The following is a 17,915-nucleotide window of genomic DNA, read 5'->3' on the forward strand; positions in this document are numbered from 1 at the left end:
CAGTGTAACAATACACAAATACACGTTACAAACGTAACGTTACAACAGTTGTGTAACGGATTTCGCACAACACCCTTTAGATACAGCCGGTATAAAAAGCATTAGCGCAAAGCCAGTAACCGGTCAGGATAATCGGTGGTGATGCCCCAGGGCCGTAAGGCTAGCACGGCGCGCAGATCGGCGGGCTCGTTTACCGTCCAGGGCACGAGGCGGATGTGCTGCCCGGCCAGCTGCGCGGCCAGCGCGGGCGTCAGCAGCCGGAAGTCGGGCCCCACTACGGCCGGCGCAAAGCCCAGCATTGCCAGGTGTTCGGAGAGGGGCCGCTCGTCTTCGATGAGCAGGCATAGCGGCAGCGTGGGCGCGGCGCGGCGGGCCAGTTGCAGGATGCGCTTATCGAAGCAGAGCAGCGTGGTGCGGGGCACAATTTGCAGGGCTTGCAGCTCGGCCAGCACCAGGGCCAGCAGCTCGGCGGGTGGCGGCTGATACAGGCCGTCGTGGGCGGGCTCGCTCTTGATTTCGATGCTGTATTTCACCGGAGCGCGGCCCAGCTGGCGAGTCAGATTTTCGAGGTCGGCTACCACTTCGCGCAGCAGGGGCTTGCTGGCCGGCCAGGGCTGCTGCTCCGGGAAAGCGGGATGGCGCGTCAGGCCGCAGTCGTAGGCCCGGATGCGGCCGTAGGGCAGCTGGTAGAGGTTGTGTTGGCGGGCCTCGGCGGGCGGGATGGGCGCGCCGGAAGGCAGCCGGCAGATACTGGCTGACATCCAGGGTTCGTGCGATACCACCACCTGCCGGTCGGCGGAAACCACCACATCCAGTTCGATGGCATCGACGCCCAGGCGCAGGGCTTCGCGAAAGGCAGGCAGGGTGTTTTCGGGCCGCAAGCCCCGGCAGCCGCGGTGGCCATGCACTTCGGGGAAGCAGCCAAATGCAGGTAGTAACATAGGCGTAAATATGGGGCCGCAGGCAACTGTGCCCGGGCCCTGGTGCTTACGCAGGCCGCGCCCGGGCGTGAATAAATCGGGCTACTTTTACTTTCTCAATTCCTCTTCCCTACCCTCTCATTCTCCTGGTCATGAAAAAACTGCTTATCCTGATTGTACTTGCGGCCGTGGGCATCGGGGCCTACCTCTACTACTACAAGGTGCGCACCGCACCCGAGTACTCGCTCATGCAGGCTTACAAAGCCATCGACGACCACGACCCGGCGGCCTTCGAGCGGTACGTAGACGTGAACAGCGTGACGGGTAGCCTCGTGGACGACGTGGCCAAGAACGGCTCGGCCCTGGGCGTGCTCAATCCCGGTGGCATGGCCATGACGGGAGCCCTGCGCCTGCTTAAGCCGCAGCTGGCCCAGGCCGCCCGCAAGGAGGTGCAGCGCTACGTAGAAACCGGCTCGGTAGAGGCCGCCGCTGCCGCCGCGCCCAAGAAGCTGGTCAACGTGTCGCTGCTGGGGCTGGCCGGCAAAGTGGTAGGCGACAACAGCAAGTTCCAGGGCATTGCTTACTCGCGTGAAGAGGGCGAGCAGGCCCTTGTTGGCCTGGAGTTCACCCAGCCCCGCTACGATACCACCATGGTGCTGGAGGTGAAGATGCGCAAGCGCGGTGACTACTGGCAAGCCACCGAAATCACGAATACCGGTGCTATTCTGCAGCACGTGGCGCGCCTGGAGAAGCGCCGGCTGCTAGGTGGGAAGTAACCTTATCTGCTTCCCTGTTGCCACAAACAAAAAGCCCCGCTGTACCGAAGTACAGCGGGGCTTTTTTGTAGCCTTAGGCCAGATAGCTTAGTTGCTGACCTTGCCGCGGCCGGCGAACAGGAAGTAAAGAATCAGGCCACCGAGCGGGAAGAAGAATACGATAGCCGCCCACAGGATTTTCTTACCGATACCCCAGTTCTGGCGGAAGATGTCGAAGAAGACGAATAGGTCGAGGGCCAGGATGACGTAGCCCCAGGTAGCAAGGCTGCCGTCGTTGTTGAAGCGGCTGCACGAGCTAAGCAGCGACACGGTGAGCAGCGAAAGCAACAGGCCGGCTCCGGGCAGGCGTTTAGTGAGCGTGTTGAGGGTGTTCATGGCAGGGAAAGGTTAAAATGGGAGAGTTATTGGCCCCTTTACGCAATGAACTGAAAATGGATATTAAGAATTCAAGATAATTTATGTTATGTATCTTATTTACAGATACTTACCTATGTAACCCTGGATCTGTTCGAGGAAAATAACGGCTGCCCGCGGAATCAGCAGCAGCGTGAGCACCACGCCATAAAGGGCACCGTAGAAGTGGGCGTCGTGGTTGATGTTGTCGCCCTGGCGCTGGCTCATGTAGTAGGAGTAGCCCAGGTACAGGAAGCCGAAGATGAAGCCCGGAATTTCGAAGGGTAGCGGGAAAATGTAGAGGCCAGCCGCCGGATTGAACAGGATGGCCGAGAAAACCACCGCCGACACGCCGCCCGAGGCCCCCAGTGAGCGGTAATTGGGGTCGTCGCGGTGGCGCAGGTAGGTGGGCACGCTGGAGACGACGATGCCGCCCAGGTACAGCAACAGGTACCAGAGCAGCCCCGCCGTAGGCCCGAAGGCATACCCGAAAATCGTTTCGACTACTCGGCTGAACGAGTAGAAGGCAATCATATTGAAGAGCAGGTGCGTGAAGTCGGCGTGCAGGAAGCCCGAGGTGAGGAAGCGGTACCAGTCGTTCTGGCGCTTCATGCGGTAAGGCTCCATGATCCAGCTTTCCAGAAAATCCGGGTTCGACCAGGCGTAGAGCGAAATGGCAACCGTAAGCACGGCCAGCACCAGGGTGGCAGAAATTTCCATGTAGAGGGTTAAGGTAAAGTTGGGGTGAGGATGAGGGGAGAAGAACGTGATAGGGCAAAAGAAGAATGTCATGCTGAGCGAAGGCGGAGCCGGAGTCGAAGCATCTCTACCGCGGTAGTAATTCCTGGGGGTCAGGATTAGCCATGCGGTAGAGATGCTTCGACTCCGGCTCCGCCTTCGCGGACGCCAGATGAAGCATGACACTGTTTTCCGGTTGCCCCGTCCCTACTGCTCGCGCTCCAGCAACTGCAGAGCCAGCTGGTGCAGGGGCTTTTTGCGCGTTTCGGGGGCCGCCACGCGCTCCAAATGCTGCAGGGCGTCGCGGAAGTAGTCGTTGATGAGGGCTTCGGTCTGGGGGCGGATTTCGAGCTCATCGTAGATGGCGCGCACGGCCGCTACTTTGGTTTCCTCATTGGTTACCGGCTGGCCGATGTGCCGGGCCAGCGTAGCCTGCTGGGCAGGGCTGGCCTGGGCCTGGGCCGTGAGCAGCAGGAAGGTCTTTTTATCGGCCAGAATATCGCCGCCCACACGCTTGCCGAAGGTGGCCGCGTCGCCGTACACGTCGAGCAGGTCGTCGCGCAGCTGGAAGGCCAGGCCGATATCCACCCCGAACTGGCGCAGGTGGTCGGCGTCTTCTTCCGAAGCGCCACCGAGGCGGGCGCCCAGCTCCAGCGCGAAGCCCAGCAGCACGGCCGTCTTCAGCCGGATCATATCCAGGTACCGGGCAATGCTGATGTCGGTGCGGGTTTCAAATTCCATGTCCCACTGCTGGCCCTCGCAGACCTCGGCGGCGGTTTGCGAGAAGCGGCGCAGCAGCGGGGCCAGCAGCGGCGCAGGTACATCAAACAGCAGCTCGTAGGCGCGCACCAGCATCACGTCGCCTGAGAGGATGGCTACGTTGGGGTTCCATTTCTCGTGCACCGTGGGCTGGCCGCGGCGCAGCGGGGCCTGGTCCATCAGGTCGTCGTGGAGCAGGGTGAAGTTGTGGAAGACCTCAGTGGCCAGCGCGGGCTTCACCACGGCCTCCAGCTCGTCGGTGAACAGGTGGGCGCCCATGAGCGTGAGCACCGGCCGGATGCGCTTGCCGCCGAGGCCCATAATGTAGCGGATGGGCTCGTAGAGGCTGGTGGGCTCCTGCCCGTAGCGCAGGTTGGCGAGGCCGGAGGTGAGTTTATCGGTGAAGAAAGAAAGGTCCATAAGGGATGAGCTATTCGCTTTCAGCTGGTAGCTGGCAGCTTTCATTCGGGCAGTTGAAGGCCCCAACGAATCGTAGTGAGCAACGGGGATTGTTCCGGTACTGGTAGCAATACCGGTTGGAGCAGGGAAAGGTACGGCGGGAAGCACTCATTCGGACAGCTTCGTATCTTCCCTGCCATGAACGCCCGGCCCCTACTCCTGCTGCTGTTGCTACTCCCGCTACTGCCGGCTGCCGCCGTGGCCCAGGCCAGCTACAACCGCTGGGAAGCCCGCCCGCCGGCGCCCATCGTACCGCTGCCGCGCAAAACCAGCCCCCGCCAGCCCCGGCCCGCCCCCGCGCCGGAAGCGGCCCCCACGCGCTTCGATTCGGTGGCCCTGACCAGCGGCGGGTACGCCCGGCTGGAAACGGCCCCTACTTTTCCGGGCGGAGCGCAGGCGATGTACACGGTCATCGGTAAACACCTGAAACGGCCCGCCGGCCCCCGGCAGCGCGGGGCGGTGCTGGTCCGGTTCACGGTGCTGGCGTCGGGGGCCGTGGCCGACATTGGCGTGGTGCCAGGCCGGGGCCTGAACCCCACTTATGACGCTGCGGCCGTGGCGGCAGTTGGCCGGCTGCCGCCTTTACGCCGGGGCAGCGCGGCGGGCAGCCCGCCGCGATGATCCTGACCGTGCCGGTGGAATTTCGGTAAGCGCCAGGCCCGGCAGCAAAAAGCCCCTGCTACCGTTGCCGGTAACAGGGGCTTTGCGTGTAATCAGGCAGCTGATTCTACCAGTAGCGCGTTAGCGGCGACGCTTGCCGCCGGAGCCGCCTTTGCTGCTCTTGCCGTCGGAGCGGCCGCCGGCGCTGTTGCTGCTGTTCTTGCCATCAGCGCGGCCACCGCCGTTGCCGCCCGACTTGCCGCCGCGGCTGCTGCCCCGGGGGGGGCGGCTGCTGCCGCCGTTCTCGCGGCGCTCCTGCTGCTCGCGCTGCTTCACGGCGTCGGGCCGGTCGTCGACCAACGCGAAGTCGATGGTGCGGTCGAGCAGGTTGACGGCTTTTACTTCCACTTCCAGCTCGTCGCCGAACTGGATAATGCGCTTGGTGCGCTGGCCCACGAGGCGGTAGTTGTCCTTGTCGAGCTCGAAGTAGTCGCCGGGAATGTCGCTGATGCGAATCATGCCTTCGCACTTGTTCTCGGCAATTTCCACGTACATACCCCACTCGGTGAGGCCCGACACCACGCCGGTGAACTGCTCGCCGATGTGGTCCTGCAGGAACTCGACCTGCTTGAACTTGATGCTGGCCCGCTCGGCGCTGGCGGCCAGCTTCTCGCGCTCCGACGAGTGCTTGCACTCCTCCTCAATCGGCTCCACTTCCACGTTTTTACCGCCTTCGAGGTAGTGCTCGAGCAGGCGGTGGGCCATCATGTCGGGGTAGCGGCGGATGGGCGAGGTGAAGTGCGAGTAGTGCTCGAAAGCTAGGCCGAAGTGCCCGCGCGGGTCGGTGGTGTAGGTAGCCTTGGCCATGGTGCGGATGGCCAGGGTCTGGAGCACGTTCTGCTCGGGGCGGCCCACCACTTCCTGGCTCAGGTCGTTGAGCTCGGTGCTCAGGTTCTGGGGGCTTTTGAGGTCGAGTTGGTAGCCGAATTTCTTGGCGAACAGGGCGAAGTTTTGCAGGCGCTCGGGGTCGGGCGAGTCGTGCACCCGGTACACCATCGTCAGGCGGGGCTTGGTTTTTTTGAGCTTAAACACGAACTCGGCCACCTTGCGGTTGGCCAGCAGCATGAACTCCTCAATCATCTTGTGGGCGTCCTTGCGCTCCTTCACGTACACGCCCAGCGGCTTGCCGTTCTCATCGAGCCGGAACTTCACTTCCTGCGTTTCGAAGCTGATGGCGCCCTGCTTGAAACGGGCCGCACACAGCTTTTTGGCAATGCGGTTCATCAGCTGCACCTCCTGGGTGTAGTCCGATTCCAGGCCCTCAATCCGCTCCTGGGCATCCTCGTAGGCGAAGCGGCGGTCGGAGTGAATAACGGTTTTGCCCAGCCAGGTGCTGTAGAGCTTACCGTTCTCGTCCAGCTCAAACACGGCCGAAAAGGTGAGCTTGTCCTCGTTGGGACGGAGCGAGCACAGGCCGTTACTGAGGTGCTCGGGCAGCATCGGAATCACGCGGTCGACGAGGTACACCGACGTAGCCCGGGTGCGGGCCTCGTTTTCCAGGGCCGTATCGAGGCGCACGTAGTGGGTTACATCGGCAATGTGCACCCCAATTTCCCAGCGGCCATTTTCGAGCTGCTGAATCGACAGGGCGTCGTCGAAGTCCTTGGCGTCGGCCGGGTCGATGGTGAAGGTCGTGACGTCGCGGAAGTCGCGGCGGCGCGCAATTTCCTCGGCCGGAATGGTATCGGGCATGCCCTCGGCGTCGGCTTCCACTTCGGCCGGAAACTCGAACGGCAACCCGAACTCGGCCATGATGGCGTTGATTTCGGCCTCGTTGCCGCCGGCCTGCCCGAAGCTGCGCACGATGACACCGGCCGGCGAACGGTCGGAGCCGTCTTCCGGAAACTCGGTCACGTGCACCAGCACCTTGTCGCCGTTCTGGGCGCCGTTCAGGTCGTCGTGGCTCACGTACACATCGAAGTACAGCTTGCGGTTATCGGCCTTCACAAAGGCTACATGGTCGCGGATTTGCAGGCGGCCCACTACTTCGGGGCGCTTGCGGTCGAGCACCTCCACCACGTCGCCCACCGGGCGGCCGTCGCGGGAGTCGCGCAGCCGCACCCGCACGGTGTCGCCCTGCATGGCAAAGCGCAGGCGGTCGGTAAACACGCGCACGTCCTTCTCGGTCTCCTCGCTAATCACGAAGGCGTACTTCTCGGTGGCCAGCGCCACGGTGCCCACAATGGTATCGCCCCCACTCTCGCGGCGGCGGCGCGGCGACTGGGGCTCATCGGCGTCGGCGAAATCGAAGCCGGCCTCGCGGCGGCGGTGCACCACGGGGTTCTGGCCAAACTCGCTTTCGGCCACCCGGCCGCCGCGGGGCAGGCGCTTACCGGCCGGCAGCTCGCCGGGCTCGGTGGTGGGTTCGGCAGCTTCCGACTCTTCGTCTTGCTTAACCGATACCCCGGCCTTGCGGCGGCCCTTGGGCGCGGCGGCCAGGGCCGCCTGGGCCTCGTCGGTAAGGCGGTACTCGTCGTTCTGAATCAGCAGCAGCTGGTTTTGCTGGCGCAGCTCGCGCAGGTGGGCGAACACCACTTCGCGCTGGTCTTTGGTGGTCACGCCAAGGCGGCGCGAGAGTTGGCGGTAAGTGAGGACTTTGCCGGGGTTGTCGCGGAAAATCCGCATGATCTGGTCCTGGCTGATGGCGGCCGTCGGGGCCGCGGGGGCCGTTGGTTCGGCGGGGGCGGCCTTCGCGCGGGGCGCGCGGGGGGCCTTGGTAGAGGGTTGTTTCATGTAGTCGGGCCGCCGGTATTGTCGTTTTCTCAGGCGGCAGAGGTTGAAATGAGGGAAGGCTTCGGGTTGAAGGCCTTCGGGGGTTAAAAAAAAGAGCAGCGACGCGGCGGCCGCTGGAAGATACTACGGAATATAACGGGGAATAACTATATCGGCAATAGAACGCCATGCCTAGCAACTGGCAGTTCATAGCCGCGCCGTGCAGCTAAACAGCGCAACTACTGCGCCAGAGCGGCCAGCACGGTGGCGCCAAAGTCGTCGAGTTGCCACTCTTTGAGGTCGGATACCTGCCCGTCGCCGACTTCCACCACTACCGCTTCGCCAGTCCAGGTGCGGGCCACGTCGAGACTATAAAACCGGCGGCCGGCCAACTGGTTCAGCACCGGCACCAGCCGCGGCGGCAACTCGGCTCCGGCGGCTCCATAAGCCCGGCCATTCACCACGAAAAAGCGCTGCTCCGACTTTTCCCGCAACGGCACGAACTCGCGCACGAACAGCTGCTCATTGGGACCCATCTGCTGCTTCGTCAGCAGCTGCTGCCACTGCTCGGGCGAGGCTACCACCGAGTCGGTACCGAACGATTTCACGAGGCCCTTCACGAAGTAGGTCTGGCCGTCAGCAAAATCGGGCACGTTATCAGGTTGCCTAAAAGTGCTGGGAATGGTGAACTCGCGCACCGCCTCGTACCAGCCCGTCGCCTCATGGGAGGCCAGATATTCAGCCGGCATAACCAGCAGTGGCGTCCGTTGCGCCAGTGTGGCGTATTCGGTAGCCGTCAGCATCCAGCCCCGGTACAGCGCCGGGGTTGGGTCGGCAGTGGCGGGCCGAAACAGGTTGGTTTCAACATCGAATAGCCGAACCTGCCAGCCTTGGGCCTGGGCCCAACGGTACTCGGGTTCCCACAAGGGGTCGGGGGTAGCGGTTTCGTAGGGCAGAGAGGGATAGAGGATATGCATAGTATTAGTGGGGTGTAGAGACGCATATTTGCGTCTCGTCGTTGCTGACATTGAAACAGAATAGAACGGTCAACCTCAGCAACGACGAGACGCAAATATGCGTCTCTACATCCTACTGGCCACGGCCGCCCGAATATCGGCCGGCGAGTCGCGGGGGATGGCGGCTAGTAGCTGCCGGGTGTATTCGTGCCGGGGGTTGGCGTAGATGTCGGCGGCGGGGCCGCTTTCTACGATCTGGCCCTGGCGCATGACCAGCAGCCGGTCGGACATGAACCGGGCTACCGAGAGGTCGTGGGTGATGAAGAGGTAGGTGATGCCGAACTCGCGTTTGAGGTCGTTGAGCAGGTTGAGCACCTGGGCCTGCACCGATACGTCGAGGGCCGAAACCGACTCGTCGCAGACGATGCACTTAGGTTGCAGGGCCAGGGCGCGGGCAATGCAGATGCGCTGGCGCTGGCCGCCGCTGAACTCGTGGGGGTAGCGCTGGAAGTGCTCCTCGCGCAGGCCCACCGTGCGCAGCAGCTCCAGCACCCGGGCCCGCTGCTGCTCGCGGCTGCCGCCTACGTTGTGTACCCGCATGGGCTCCCAGATGGCCTCGCCCACCGTCAGCATGGGGTTAAGAGCGGCGTAGGGGTCCTGGAACACCATCTGCAACTCGCGCCGCCGCAGCCGCAGGGTTTCGGCCGGCAGGGTCGCCCAATCGTCGCCCCCGAACAGGATGCGGCCCCCGGTTGGTTCCACCAGCCGCAGCAGCGCCCGGCCCAGCGTGGTTTTGCCGCAGCCCGATTCGCCCACCAGCCCCACCGTTTCGCCAGGATAAATCGCGAAGCTCACGCCATCCACGGCCCGCACAAACTCGGGCTTGCGGTTGAAAAATCCCTTGCGAATCGGGAAGTACACGTTCAGGTTTTCGACCTGGAGGAGGGGGCCTGAGGCAACGTCTTTCAGTGTCCCAGGGTTGAAACCCTGGGCTACGGAGCGGGCTACGGTGGTGGAACCAGCTTCCAGCGTTTCAGGCGTAGCGGCCTCCCCCCCATCAGCCGTTTTGCTAGGCTCCGGCGCGCTGACTAGCCCAGGGCTTAAGCCCTGGGCCGCTGGGGCCACCGGGGCATCCGAAGTCGTTTGCGAAGCCTCCGCCACCGGGTCGGCAGCGAGGGGCAGCGGCAGACCCGATTCGGCGCTGGGGGCCGATTCGAGGCCGAAATGCGGGGTTTCGGGGCGTGAAACAGAATGTTCCACGGGGAACATTTTGGTGGTTTCGGCTTCAGTAGCAGTTGTAGGCCCTACCCTATCAGCCGCTTCATTCTTAACTACTTGCGCTGGGTTGCTTTCCGTGGCAATAAAGCTGCCGTCGGCCATTTCCTGCATGAAATCGGCCACTACGGGAAGTTTTTTGCGGCCGACTGAAAGTTTTGGGCGGCAGGCTAGCAGGCCTTTGGTGTAGGGGTGTTGGGGGTTGGTGAAGATGTCGAGTACCGGGCCCTGCTCCACTACCCGGCCCCGGTACATGACCAGAATCCGGTCGGCTATTTCGGCCACTACGCCCAGGTCGTGGGTGATGAAGATGACGGCCGTGTCGTGCTCCCGGCGCAGCTCATCGATGAGGCGCAGCACCTGGGCCTGCACGGTTACGTCGAGGGCCGTGGTGGGCTCGTCGGCGATGAGCAGGGCGGGGTTGCAGGCCATAGCCATGGCAATCATCACGCGCTGCTTCTGGCCGCCGCTGATTTCGTGGGGGTAACTGGCGAAGATTTTCTCGGGCCGGGGCAGGCGAGCCATCGTGAACAGCTCGACCGTGCGGGCGCGGGCCTCCTGTTCGGTTAGCGTGGTGTGCAGGCGCAAAGCCTCCACCACCTGGGGGCCGCAGTGGTACACCGGGTTCAGCGAAGTCATGGGCTCCTGAAAAATCATCCCGATATCGTTGCCCCGCACCTGCCGCAGCTGCTCGTCAGTCAGGCGCAGCAAATCCACTTCGCCCAGGGCCTCGCTCTGGAACCGGGCCTCCCCCGCCGCCACCCGGCCGGGCGGCATGGGCACCAGCCCCATCAGAGCCAGCGAGGTAACCGACTTGCCCGAGCCCGATTCGCCCACAATAGCCAGCGTCTCGCCCCGGTGCAAGTCAAACGTAATGCCCTCCACGGCCCGCGTATTGCCGCGGTGGCTGTGGAAATCAATGGTCAGGTCGCGGACGGAGAGAATGGGAACGGGCATGGTGGTAAAGATAACAGGACGACGCGCCGCCGGGCCCAACATGCAAACGGCCCACCATCAGGCGGGCCGTGCAACTGGCAACTGTCATTCAGAGCGAAGCGAAGAATCTCGCGGGCTGACGTTGTAATGGTTACTCAACGTCAGCCCGCGAGATTCTTCGCTTCGCTCTGAATGACGTTCTATTGTTATGCTACTTCCGGTGCTTCGGCGTCGCGGCGGGCCTGGGCTTCGGCTTTGGCGGCGCGGGCTTCGGCCTCGGCGGCATCAGCCGCCGCGAACTGATGGCCGTAGAAGCGGTTCTGGAACAGCAGAATCAGGGCCACGCCCACGAAAATAGCGGCGTCGGCAATGTTGAAGATGGGCCAGAGCGAGAGGTGGTAGCCGCCTACCAGGGGCCAGGCAGAAGGCAGGATGCCTTCGTAGAGGTCGGCGTAGAGCATGTCGATTACCTGTCCGTGCAGCCAGGGTGTAGGCGAGCCAAAAGGAGCGTTGTCGTAGATGACGCCGTAGAAAATAGAATCGATTAAGTTACCAATGGCTCCGCCCAGAATTAAAGAGATGCAGATAATCAGTGCATTAGGCGCGTGTTGCTTCCACAATCGATAGATGTAGTAACCAATGCCCGTAACTGCCACCAGCCGAAAGAGCGTGAGCAAGGCCTTACCGTAGGGTTCGGGCAGCTGCACCCCGAAGGCCATGCCAGGGTTGAGGATGTAGTGCAGCTTGAACCAGTCGCCAAACACCGGGATTTCGCCGGCCATACCCATGGGCATGTAGCGGTGCACGGCCCACTTCGAGAGCTGGTCGATGACGATGACGAGCAGCGCCACGAGGTAGTATTTCCAGTACTTCATTTAGGTGGAAGTGAGAGGTGAGAAGTGAGAAGTGAGACCTGGGGCTGACACGCTGTCAGCCCCGGAGCCTCTCCCCTCTCGGAGCACAAAGGGACGAAGATTTTTAGACTTGGTCGCTTGGCCGGGAAGCCCGCCGGATTGCCGGGCAGTATGTGTTAGGATGGTCGGTTTTTGCCCTTTTGAGCCGGATTTCGGAGCCGGCGCCAGGCTTTGTGCGCCGGTGTGCCAACCGCCGTTTCAGGAGCGGCGGTTGGCACTTCAGTTTCAGGCAGTTGCCACTTCCAGCCGCACGGGCACCTGGTAGTCGTCGAATTCCAGCACGGCACCGTTCACATCGGCCGCGAAATCGAGGCTGAGGGCCTGCACTTCCTCGCGGATATAGTCGCCGAACGACTGCACGGCGGCTTCCAGCTCGGGCTGCTGGCCCAGCGTAACGCGGATTTTGTCCTGCACTTCCAGGCCGCTGTCTTTGCGCAGGTTCTGGAGGCGGTTCACCAGCTCGCGGGCCACGCCTTCCTGGCGCAGCTCGTCGGTCAGGGTCACGTCGAGGGCTACCGTGAGGGGGCCGTCGGTGGCCACGAGCCAGCCGGGTAGGTCGTCGGTGCGGATTTCTACGTCGTCGGGGGCCAGGGTGTAGGTTTCGCCGTCGATTTCCACGCGCAGGCTTCCCTCCTTCTCCAGCTGGCTGATTTCGGCGGCCGTCATCTGCTGGATGCGGGCACCCACCATCTTCAGCTTGGGGCCGTACTGCTGGCCCAAGCGCTTGAAGTTGGGCTTCACCGACTTCACCAGCACGCCGCTGGTGTCGTCCAGAAACTCCACGTGCTTCACATTCACCTCGGCGCAAATCAGGTCTTCCACCTTACCCACCTGCTCGCGGGTGCGGTCGTTGAGCACCGGCACCAGAATGCGCTGCAACGGCTGGCGCACCTTGAGCACCGACTTCTTGCGGAGCGAGTGCGTGAGCGAGGAAATTCGCTGGGCCAGCTCCATGCGCTCCTCCAGCGCCTTGTCGATGCGGGCCTCGTCGGCCTGCACGAGCGGCGTCAGGTGGATGGATTCGGGCTTGTCGGCGGACTGGCTGCCGGTGTTCAGGTTCTGGTAAAGCCACTCGGCAAAAAACGGCGCGATGGGCGACATGAGCTGGGCCACCACTTCGAGGCACTCTTGCAGCGTTTCGTAGGCGGCGCGCTTGTCGGTGGTCAGCTCGCCCTTCCAGAACCGGCGGCGCGAGAGGCGCACGTGCCAGTTGGACAGCTGGTCGGTCACGAAATCCTGGATGGCGCGGGCGGCCTTGGTGGGGTCGTAGGCGTCGTAGTGGCCGCGCACTTCCTGAATCAAGGACTGGAGCTTGCTCAGCACCCAGCGGTCCAGCTCGCCTAGCTCGGCGTGCGGCACACGGGGCGTCTGGCCGGGCCGGAAGCCGTCGAGGTTGGCATAGAGGGCGTAGAACGAGTAGGTGTTGAACAGCGTGCCGAAGAAGCGGCGCTGCACCTCCGTGATGCCGTTGAGGTCGAATTTGAGATTGTCCCAGGGCTGGGCGTTGGCAATCATGTACCAGCGCGTGGCATCCGGGCCGTACTGGCTGATGGTGGCAAATGGGTCGACGGCGTTGCCGAGGCGCTTGCTCATCTTGTTGCCGTTCTTGTCCAGTACCAGGCCGTTGGCCATCACGTTTTTGTAGGCCACCGAATCCTCCAGCATCACGGCCAGCGCGTGCAGGGTGAAGAACCAGCCGCGGGTCTGGTCGACGCCCTCAGCAATGAAATCGGCCGGGAAGTTTTTGTGGAATTTCTCGGCGTTTTCGAGCGGGTAGTGCCACTGGGCGTAGGGCATGGCGCCGCTGTCGAACCAGACGTCAATCAAATCCGGCTCGCGGTACATGGGCTGGCCGCTGGGGCTCACCAGGAAAATATCGTCCACGTAGGGCCGGTGCAGGTCCACCTTTTCGCCGTTGGCGTAGGGGTTGTGGGTCATGATTTCGGCCGCTACGGCTTTGTCAATCTCCTGCTTCATCTGCTCGATGCTGCCGATGCAGATTTCCTCGGTGCCGTCCTGGGTGCGCCAGATGGGCAGCGGCGTGCCCCAGTAGCGCGAGCGGCTCAGGTTCCAGTCGACGAGGTTTTCGAGCCAGTTGCCGAAGCGGCCGGTGCCGGTGCTGGCGGGCTGCCAGTTGATGGTTTTGTTCAGCTCGATGAGGCGGTCCTTGACGGCCGTGGTCTTGATAAACCACGAGTCGAGGGGGTAGTAAAGCACGGGCTTGTCGGTGCGCCAGCAGTGCGGGTAGGTGTGCTCGTACTTCTCCACTTTGAAGGCCGTGCCGTCGCCTTTCATGCGGATGGCAATGCTTTCGTCGAGGGTTTTGTAGTCGGCCCCGCTCTGGTCGTGGCCGTCGTAGTTCTTCACCCAACGGCCGCCGAATTCGCCCATTTGGGCCACGTAGCGGCCGGTACGGTCCACAATGGGGCCGAGCTTGCCCTCGTCATCGGCCAGTAGCAGGGCCGGCACGCCGTTCTGCTGGGCCACCCGAAAGTCGTCAGCGCCAAACGTGGGCGAAATGTGCACGATGCCGGTGCCGTCCTCGGTGGTCACGAAGTCGCCGGGAATCACGCGGAAGGCGTTTTCCTCTCCCTCAAACGCCGGGAAGCCAGCATCGTGGCCGAAGAGCCGCTCGTAACGGATGCCCACGAGGTCGGCGCCGGTGAATTCGGCTTCAATTTCCCATGGAATCTGTCTTTCTACGCTTCCCCAATCTGAATACGTTGATGGTCTAACTTTTCCTATCTCAGTGAATTCAGAGAAATAACTTTTCAGTCGCGCTTTAGCCAAAACAACTCTAATGAATTGTTTTGTATAGGGATTGCGGGTCCGAACGAGAACATATGGGATATTCTTACCAACAGCTAACCCAGTATTTGCAGGTAGTGTCCAAGGGGTCGTTGTCCAAGCCAGTATGAAAACATCAGTATTTTCAACCTCCCATACTGGTCCAGTAAACAGCTTCTCCGACTTCTCATCCCGCACCACCTTAAACTGGGCTACCACGGTCGTGTCCTTCACGTCGCGGTAGGTGCCGGGCTGGTTGAGTTCGTGCGAGGACAGGCCGGTGCCGGCGGCCGGCGAGTAGGGCTGGATGGTGTAGCCCTTGTAGAGCAGGCCCTTGTCGTAGAGTTTCTTGAGCAGCGCCCAACAACTCTCGATGTACTCGGGCTCGAAGGTGATGTAGGGGTCGTCGAGGTCCACCCAGTAGCCCATCTTCTCGGTCAGGTCGTCCCACTGGGCCTTGAAGCGCATCACGGTTTCGCGGCAGCGCTGGTTGTACTCCTCGATGCTGATTTTCTTGCCGATGTCCTCCTTGGTGATGCCCAGCTCCTTTTCCACCTGCAACTCGATGGGCAGGCCGTGGGTGTCCCAGCCGCCCTTGCGGGGCACCTGCTTGCCCAGCAGCGTCTGGTAGCGGCAGAAGATGTCCTTCACGGTGCGGGCCATCACGTGGTGGATGCCGGGCGCGCCGTTGGCCGAGGGCGGCCCCTCGTAGAACACGAACGTCGGCTGGCCTTCACGGCTGCTCACGCTCTTCTCAAAGATGTTATGCTGCTTCCACCAGGCCAGGATATCGGTACCAACCTGACCGTAGTTGAGGGGCTGCTTGTATTCGGGGTAGGACATGTTCAGAGTATTTCTAGTCTTAGTCGCCTCACCCCCTAGCCCCCTCTCCGAAAAAGGAGAGGGGGGACTTGAGTTAGATGCAACGAACTAAAGCTAGATTTTAGATTAAATTTTTAGGCTAGTTCCCCCTCTCCTTTTTCGGAGAGGGGGCTAGGGGGTGAGGCGACTAGAGGCTAGAAGAAGACGACTAACTCTTCCGCATCCTTCCCAAATCCAGCTCCAGCTCGTCGTCCTCGGCGTGGTAGTTGTCGTCGTAGTGGCGGATGCTGGACTGGTTGATGGTTTCTTCCTTGGCTCCGTGCTCGAAGGTAACGAGCAGGCAGGGCAGCAGAATCAGGTTGGAGAAGTTGGTGATGAGCAGGCTGGCCGACATGAGCAAGCCCAGGGCCTTGGTGCCGCCAAACTCCGAGAAGGCAAACACCGAAAAGCCCAGAAACAGCACAATGCTGGTGTAAATCATGCTGGTGCCGGCCTCCGAAAGCGTGGTGCTGATGGCGGCCCGCACCCGGCGGCCATTGCTGGCCATTTCCTGCCGGAACTTGGCCAGCAAATGGATGGAGTTATCGCCATCAATGCCCAGCGCGATGCTGAAAATAAGGGCCGTGCTGGGTTTGAGCGGGATGCCGAAGTAGCCCATAATGCCACCCGTGAGCAACAGGGTAAAGAAGTTGGGCAGCAGCGCGAAGAACACTGTGCGGATGCTCCGAAACAGTATCAGCACCACTAGGCCCACCAGAATAAAGGCGTGCAGCAGGCTGCTTTTGAGCGTGCCAATCAGGAATTCGTTGCCCTTGGTGAAGATGATGGTCGTGCCGGTGAGGCGGGCGGTGAGGTCAGTGCCCTTGAAAATCCGGTCGATTTCGGGCCGAATCTGGTTGCTGAGCAGCGTGTCGAGGTTTTGGGAGCCGATGTCGGCGATTTTGAGCGAGATGCGGGCCTCGCGCATCGTGGAGTCGGTGAACGAGCGGAGCAGCTTGCTGGTGAGGTTGCCCTCGGCCCCCGGCTGGTTTTGCGAGCGGGCCAGGTAGCTGAAAATGTAGTTCTTTTCGGAGTTGTCGGGCAGGCGGTAGAAGGCGGGGCTGCCGTTGTAGAAGGCCTGGTTGGAGGCTTTCAGGGCCGTTACCACGCTCACCGGGCTCGTCAGCACGGGCTGGGTGCGCAGGTAGTTTTCGAGCCGGTCGATGCGCTCCAGGTTCTTGAGCTTGAGCAGGCCCTTGGCCTTGCCGGTGTCCACCACGATTTCCAGCGGCATTACGCCATTGAAGTGCTGCTCGAAGAACTTGAGGTCGGAGTTCACCGACGAATCCTTGGGCAAATCGTCCACCATGTACGACACGGCCCGCACCTTGCTCACGCCCACGCCCGCCAGCACGGCCAGGGCCAGGGCCGTCAGGTACACCGTGCGGCGGCGCTCCAGCACCAAGTAGTCGAAAAACTCCAGCAGCTTGATGAGCGGTTTAGCGTCGAGGTGCTCCAGCTGCTTGGCCGTGGGCGGCGGCAGGATGGTGAAGATGATGGGCATCAGGATAAACGACACCAGAAAGGCGACGTAGATATTGATGGTGGCCACCAGCCCGAACTGATACAGAATGGCAATGTTGGTGAAGCAGAACACCACGAAGCCAATGGCCGTGGTGGTGTTGTTCATCAGCGTCACGAGGCCGATTTTGCGCACCACCCGCGTCATGGCCAGCACCTGGTTGCCCGATTTGCGATAGTCGTAGTGGTAGCGGCTGAGCAGGTAGGTACAGTTGGGAATCCCAATCACGATGATAATGCTCGGAATCAGGCCCGTGAGCAGGTTGATTTTAAAGCCCATGAGCACCATGCTGCCAATGCACCATACCACCACAATCAGCACAATCAGCAGCGGAAACACCACCGCCGACCAAGTGCGGAAGAACATGAGCAGCGTCAGGGCCATCATGGCGATGGTCAGGCCCACGAACAGCTTCATTTCCGCGGCCACCTTGGTGGTCATGGTGGCCCGCACGTAGGGCAGGCCGGCGTAGTGCAGACGGATTCGGGTGTCTTTCTCGAAGCGGTGGGCGTGGCCCAGGATTTCGGCCATCACGGCCTCGCGCCGGCTCGAATTGAGGTATTTGGGGTCGAGGGTGAGGGCCAGCAGGGTGGCGCCGGTGGTGGGCGAAATCAGCTGGCCCTTGTAGAACTGCTGCTCGTTCACGACCCGCATCAGCGAATCCAGCTCGGCCTGGGAGGCGGGCGGGCCGTGGAAGATGGGCACGGCCCGGAAGGTGCGGTTAACAGTGTCCTTTTCGAGCCGCGGCAGCCGGGTTACGCTCAGCACCCCGTTCACGCCCTCTACCCTACTGAGCGTGTCGGTCAGCAGCCGGAGCTGGTTGAACTTGCCCAGCTCGTACACCGAGCTGTCCTGCATGCCGAGCACGAGCACGTTGCCGTCTTCGCCGAACTGGCGCTTGAACTGCTGGAAGTACACCATGTCCGGGTCGTCGGGCGCGACCACCTGGGCGAAGTCGTAGGTCATCTCAACCTTGCGCGCCTCCCAGGCCATGAATACCGTAATGGCCGCCAGCAGCCCCACCAGCAGCCGGCGATTCTTAATTACAAACAGGGCAAGATTCCGCCACATAGACCGTTAAAATGCAGCAAAGGTACGCAACCATCAGCGGGTGATGGGCACTCTTCCCGGAAGTAAGTAGCGGGCTAACAGTTGCTTTGGCGGAGCAGCCACTGAATGAAGTACATTTTTTATTTAGAATATAGGCAACTACTTATACCGAACGTTTCGTAACTATGCCTTGTTCA

The 17,915-nt window shown here is 61.9% G+C and carries 11 protein-coding genes and 1 pseudogene; 2 read left to right on the forward strand and 10 right to left on the reverse strand.

The features are described from left to right. Positions 1 to 101 precede the first annotated feature (101 nt). A complete protein-coding gene (locus tag BMY67_RS17250; RefSeq protein ID WP_092773992.1) occupies positions 102 to 941 on the reverse strand; it encodes a glycerophosphodiester phosphodiesterase family protein in 840 nt (279 codons plus the stop codon). A gap of 131 nt (positions 942 to 1,072) precedes the next feature. Between BMY67_RS17250 and BMY67_RS17255 the strand changes: the two genes are divergently transcribed. Further along, positions 1,073 to 1,696, forward strand: coding sequence for a hypothetical protein (locus BMY67_RS17255; RefSeq protein WP_092773994.1), 624 nt, complete (start codon positions 1,073 to 1,075; stop codon positions 1,694 to 1,696). Between the two features lie 87 nt (positions 1,697 to 1,783). Here BMY67_RS17255 and BMY67_RS17260 read toward each other — a convergent pair whose 3' ends face one another. The 3 genes and pseudogenes from BMY67_RS17260 to BMY67_RS17270 form a co-directional block, all read right to left on the reverse strand. After that, on the reverse strand, positions 1,784 to 2,071 hold the full coding sequence (locus BMY67_RS17260; RefSeq protein WP_092773996.1) for a PLD nuclease N-terminal domain-containing protein: 288 nt from the start codon (positions 2,069 to 2,071) through the stop codon (positions 1,784 to 1,786). A 99-nt stretch (positions 2,072 to 2,170) separates the two neighbouring features. After that, complete coding sequence (locus BMY67_RS17265) at positions 2,171 to 2,809, reverse strand: rhomboid family intramembrane serine protease (protein ID WP_177189905.1); 639 nt, start codon at positions 2,807 to 2,809, stop codon at positions 2,171 to 2,173. A 444-nt stretch (positions 2,810 to 3,253) separates the two neighbouring features. Beyond that, a pseudogene (locus BMY67_RS17270) lies at positions 3,254 to 4,051 on the reverse strand (polyprenyl synthetase family protein); the annotation flags it as partial. A 132-nt stretch (positions 4,052 to 4,183) separates the two neighbouring features. On the opposite strand from BMY67_RS17270, the gene BMY67_RS17275 reads away from it, so the two are divergent. Beyond that, positions 4,184 to 4,666 carry an energy transducer TonB gene (locus BMY67_RS17275; RefSeq protein WP_092773998.1) on the forward strand — a complete coding sequence of 161 codons (483 nt, stop codon included), beginning with the start codon at positions 4,184 to 4,186 and terminating at the stop codon, positions 4,664 to 4,666. Positions 4,667 to 4,786: 120 nt separating this feature from the next. On the opposite strand, the gene rnr is transcribed toward BMY67_RS17275, so the two are convergent. From rnr to BMY67_RS17305, 6 genes are all read right to left on the reverse strand, one after another. Further along, entirely contained in the window at positions 4,787 to 7,438 is a 2,652-nt protein-coding gene (gene rnr / locus BMY67_RS17280; RefSeq protein WP_092774000.1) for a ribonuclease R, read from the reverse strand. A gap of 218 nt (positions 7,439 to 7,656) precedes the next feature. Continuing rightward, entirely contained in the window at positions 7,657 to 8,394 is a 738-nt protein-coding gene (locus tag BMY67_RS17285; protein ID WP_092774002.1) for an ATP-grasp domain-containing protein, read from the reverse strand. Between the two features lie 105 nt (positions 8,395 to 8,499). Then, complete coding sequence (locus BMY67_RS17290) at positions 8,500 to 10,605, reverse strand: dipeptide ABC transporter ATP-binding protein (RefSeq protein WP_092774004.1); 2,106 nt, start codon at positions 10,603 to 10,605, stop codon at positions 8,500 to 8,502. A gap of 185 nt (positions 10,606 to 10,790) precedes the next feature. Next, positions 10,791 to 11,459 carry a lipoprotein signal peptidase gene (locus tag BMY67_RS17295; protein WP_092774006.1) on the reverse strand — a complete coding sequence of 223 codons (669 nt, stop codon included), beginning with the start codon at positions 11,457 to 11,459 and terminating at the stop codon, positions 10,791 to 10,793. Between the two features lie 264 nt (positions 11,460 to 11,723). Then, positions 11,724 to 15,128 carry an isoleucine--tRNA ligase gene (ileS, locus tag BMY67_RS17300; RefSeq protein ID WP_092774008.1) on the reverse strand — a complete coding sequence of 1,135 codons (3,405 nt, stop codon included), beginning with the start codon at positions 15,126 to 15,128 and terminating at the stop codon, positions 11,724 to 11,726. Positions 15,129 to 15,315: 187 nt separating this feature from the next. After that, on the reverse strand, positions 15,316 to 17,739 hold the full coding sequence (locus BMY67_RS17305; protein WP_092774010.1) for an efflux RND transporter permease subunit: 2,424 nt from the start codon (positions 17,737 to 17,739) through the stop codon (positions 15,316 to 15,318). Between the last annotated feature and the right edge of the window lie 176 nt (positions 17,740 to 17,915).

It is taken from the genome of Hymenobacter actinosclerus (assembly GCF_900111515.1).
GTDB classification, from domain to species: domain Bacteria; phylum Bacteroidota; class Bacteroidia; order Cytophagales; family Hymenobacteraceae; genus Hymenobacter; species Hymenobacter actinosclerus.

What these genes read in the sequence shown, in the direction of transcription:
- BMY67_RS17250 (WP_092773992.1), bottom strand. Translation starts at nt 941, where the DNA reads ATGTTACTACCTGCATTTGGCTGCTTCCCCGAAGTGCATGGCCACCGC.
- BMY67_RS17285 (WP_092774002.1), bottom strand. Translation starts at nt 8,394, where the DNA reads ATGCATATCCTCTATCCCTCTCTGCCCTACGAAACCGCTACCCCCGAC.
- BMY67_RS17305 (WP_092774010.1), bottom strand. Translation starts at nt 17,739, where the DNA reads ATGTGGCGGAATCTTGCCCTGTTTGTAATTAAGAATCGCCGGCTGCTG.
- ileS (WP_092774008.1), bottom strand. Translation starts at nt 15,128, where the DNA reads ATGTCCTACCCCGAATACAAGCAGCCCCTCAACTACGGTCAGGTTGGT.
- BMY67_RS17295 (WP_092774006.1), bottom strand. Translation starts at nt 11,459, where the DNA reads ATGAAGTACTGGAAATACTACCTCGTGGCGCTGCTCGTCATCGTCATC.
- BMY67_RS17255 (WP_092773994.1), top strand. Translation starts at nt 1,073, where the DNA reads ATGAAAAAACTGCTTATCCTGATTGTACTTGCGGCCGTGGGCATCGGG.
- BMY67_RS17265 (WP_177189905.1), bottom strand. Translation starts at nt 2,809, where the DNA reads ATGGAAATTTCTGCCACCCTGGTGCTGGCCGTGCTTACGGTTGCCATT.
- BMY67_RS17260 (WP_092773996.1), bottom strand. Translation starts at nt 2,071, where the DNA reads ATGAACACCCTCAACACGCTCACTAAACGCCTGCCCGGAGCCGGCCTG.
- BMY67_RS17275 (WP_092773998.1), top strand. Translation starts at nt 4,184, where the DNA reads ATGAACGCCCGGCCCCTACTCCTGCTGCTGTTGCTACTCCCGCTACTG.
- BMY67_RS17290 (WP_092774004.1), bottom strand. Translation starts at nt 10,605, where the DNA reads ATGCCCGTTCCCATTCTCTCCGTCCGCGACCTGACCATTGATTTCCAC.
- rnr (WP_092774000.1), bottom strand. Translation starts at nt 7,438, where the DNA reads ATGAAACAACCCTCTACCAAGGCCCCCCGCGCGCCCCGCGCGAAGGCC.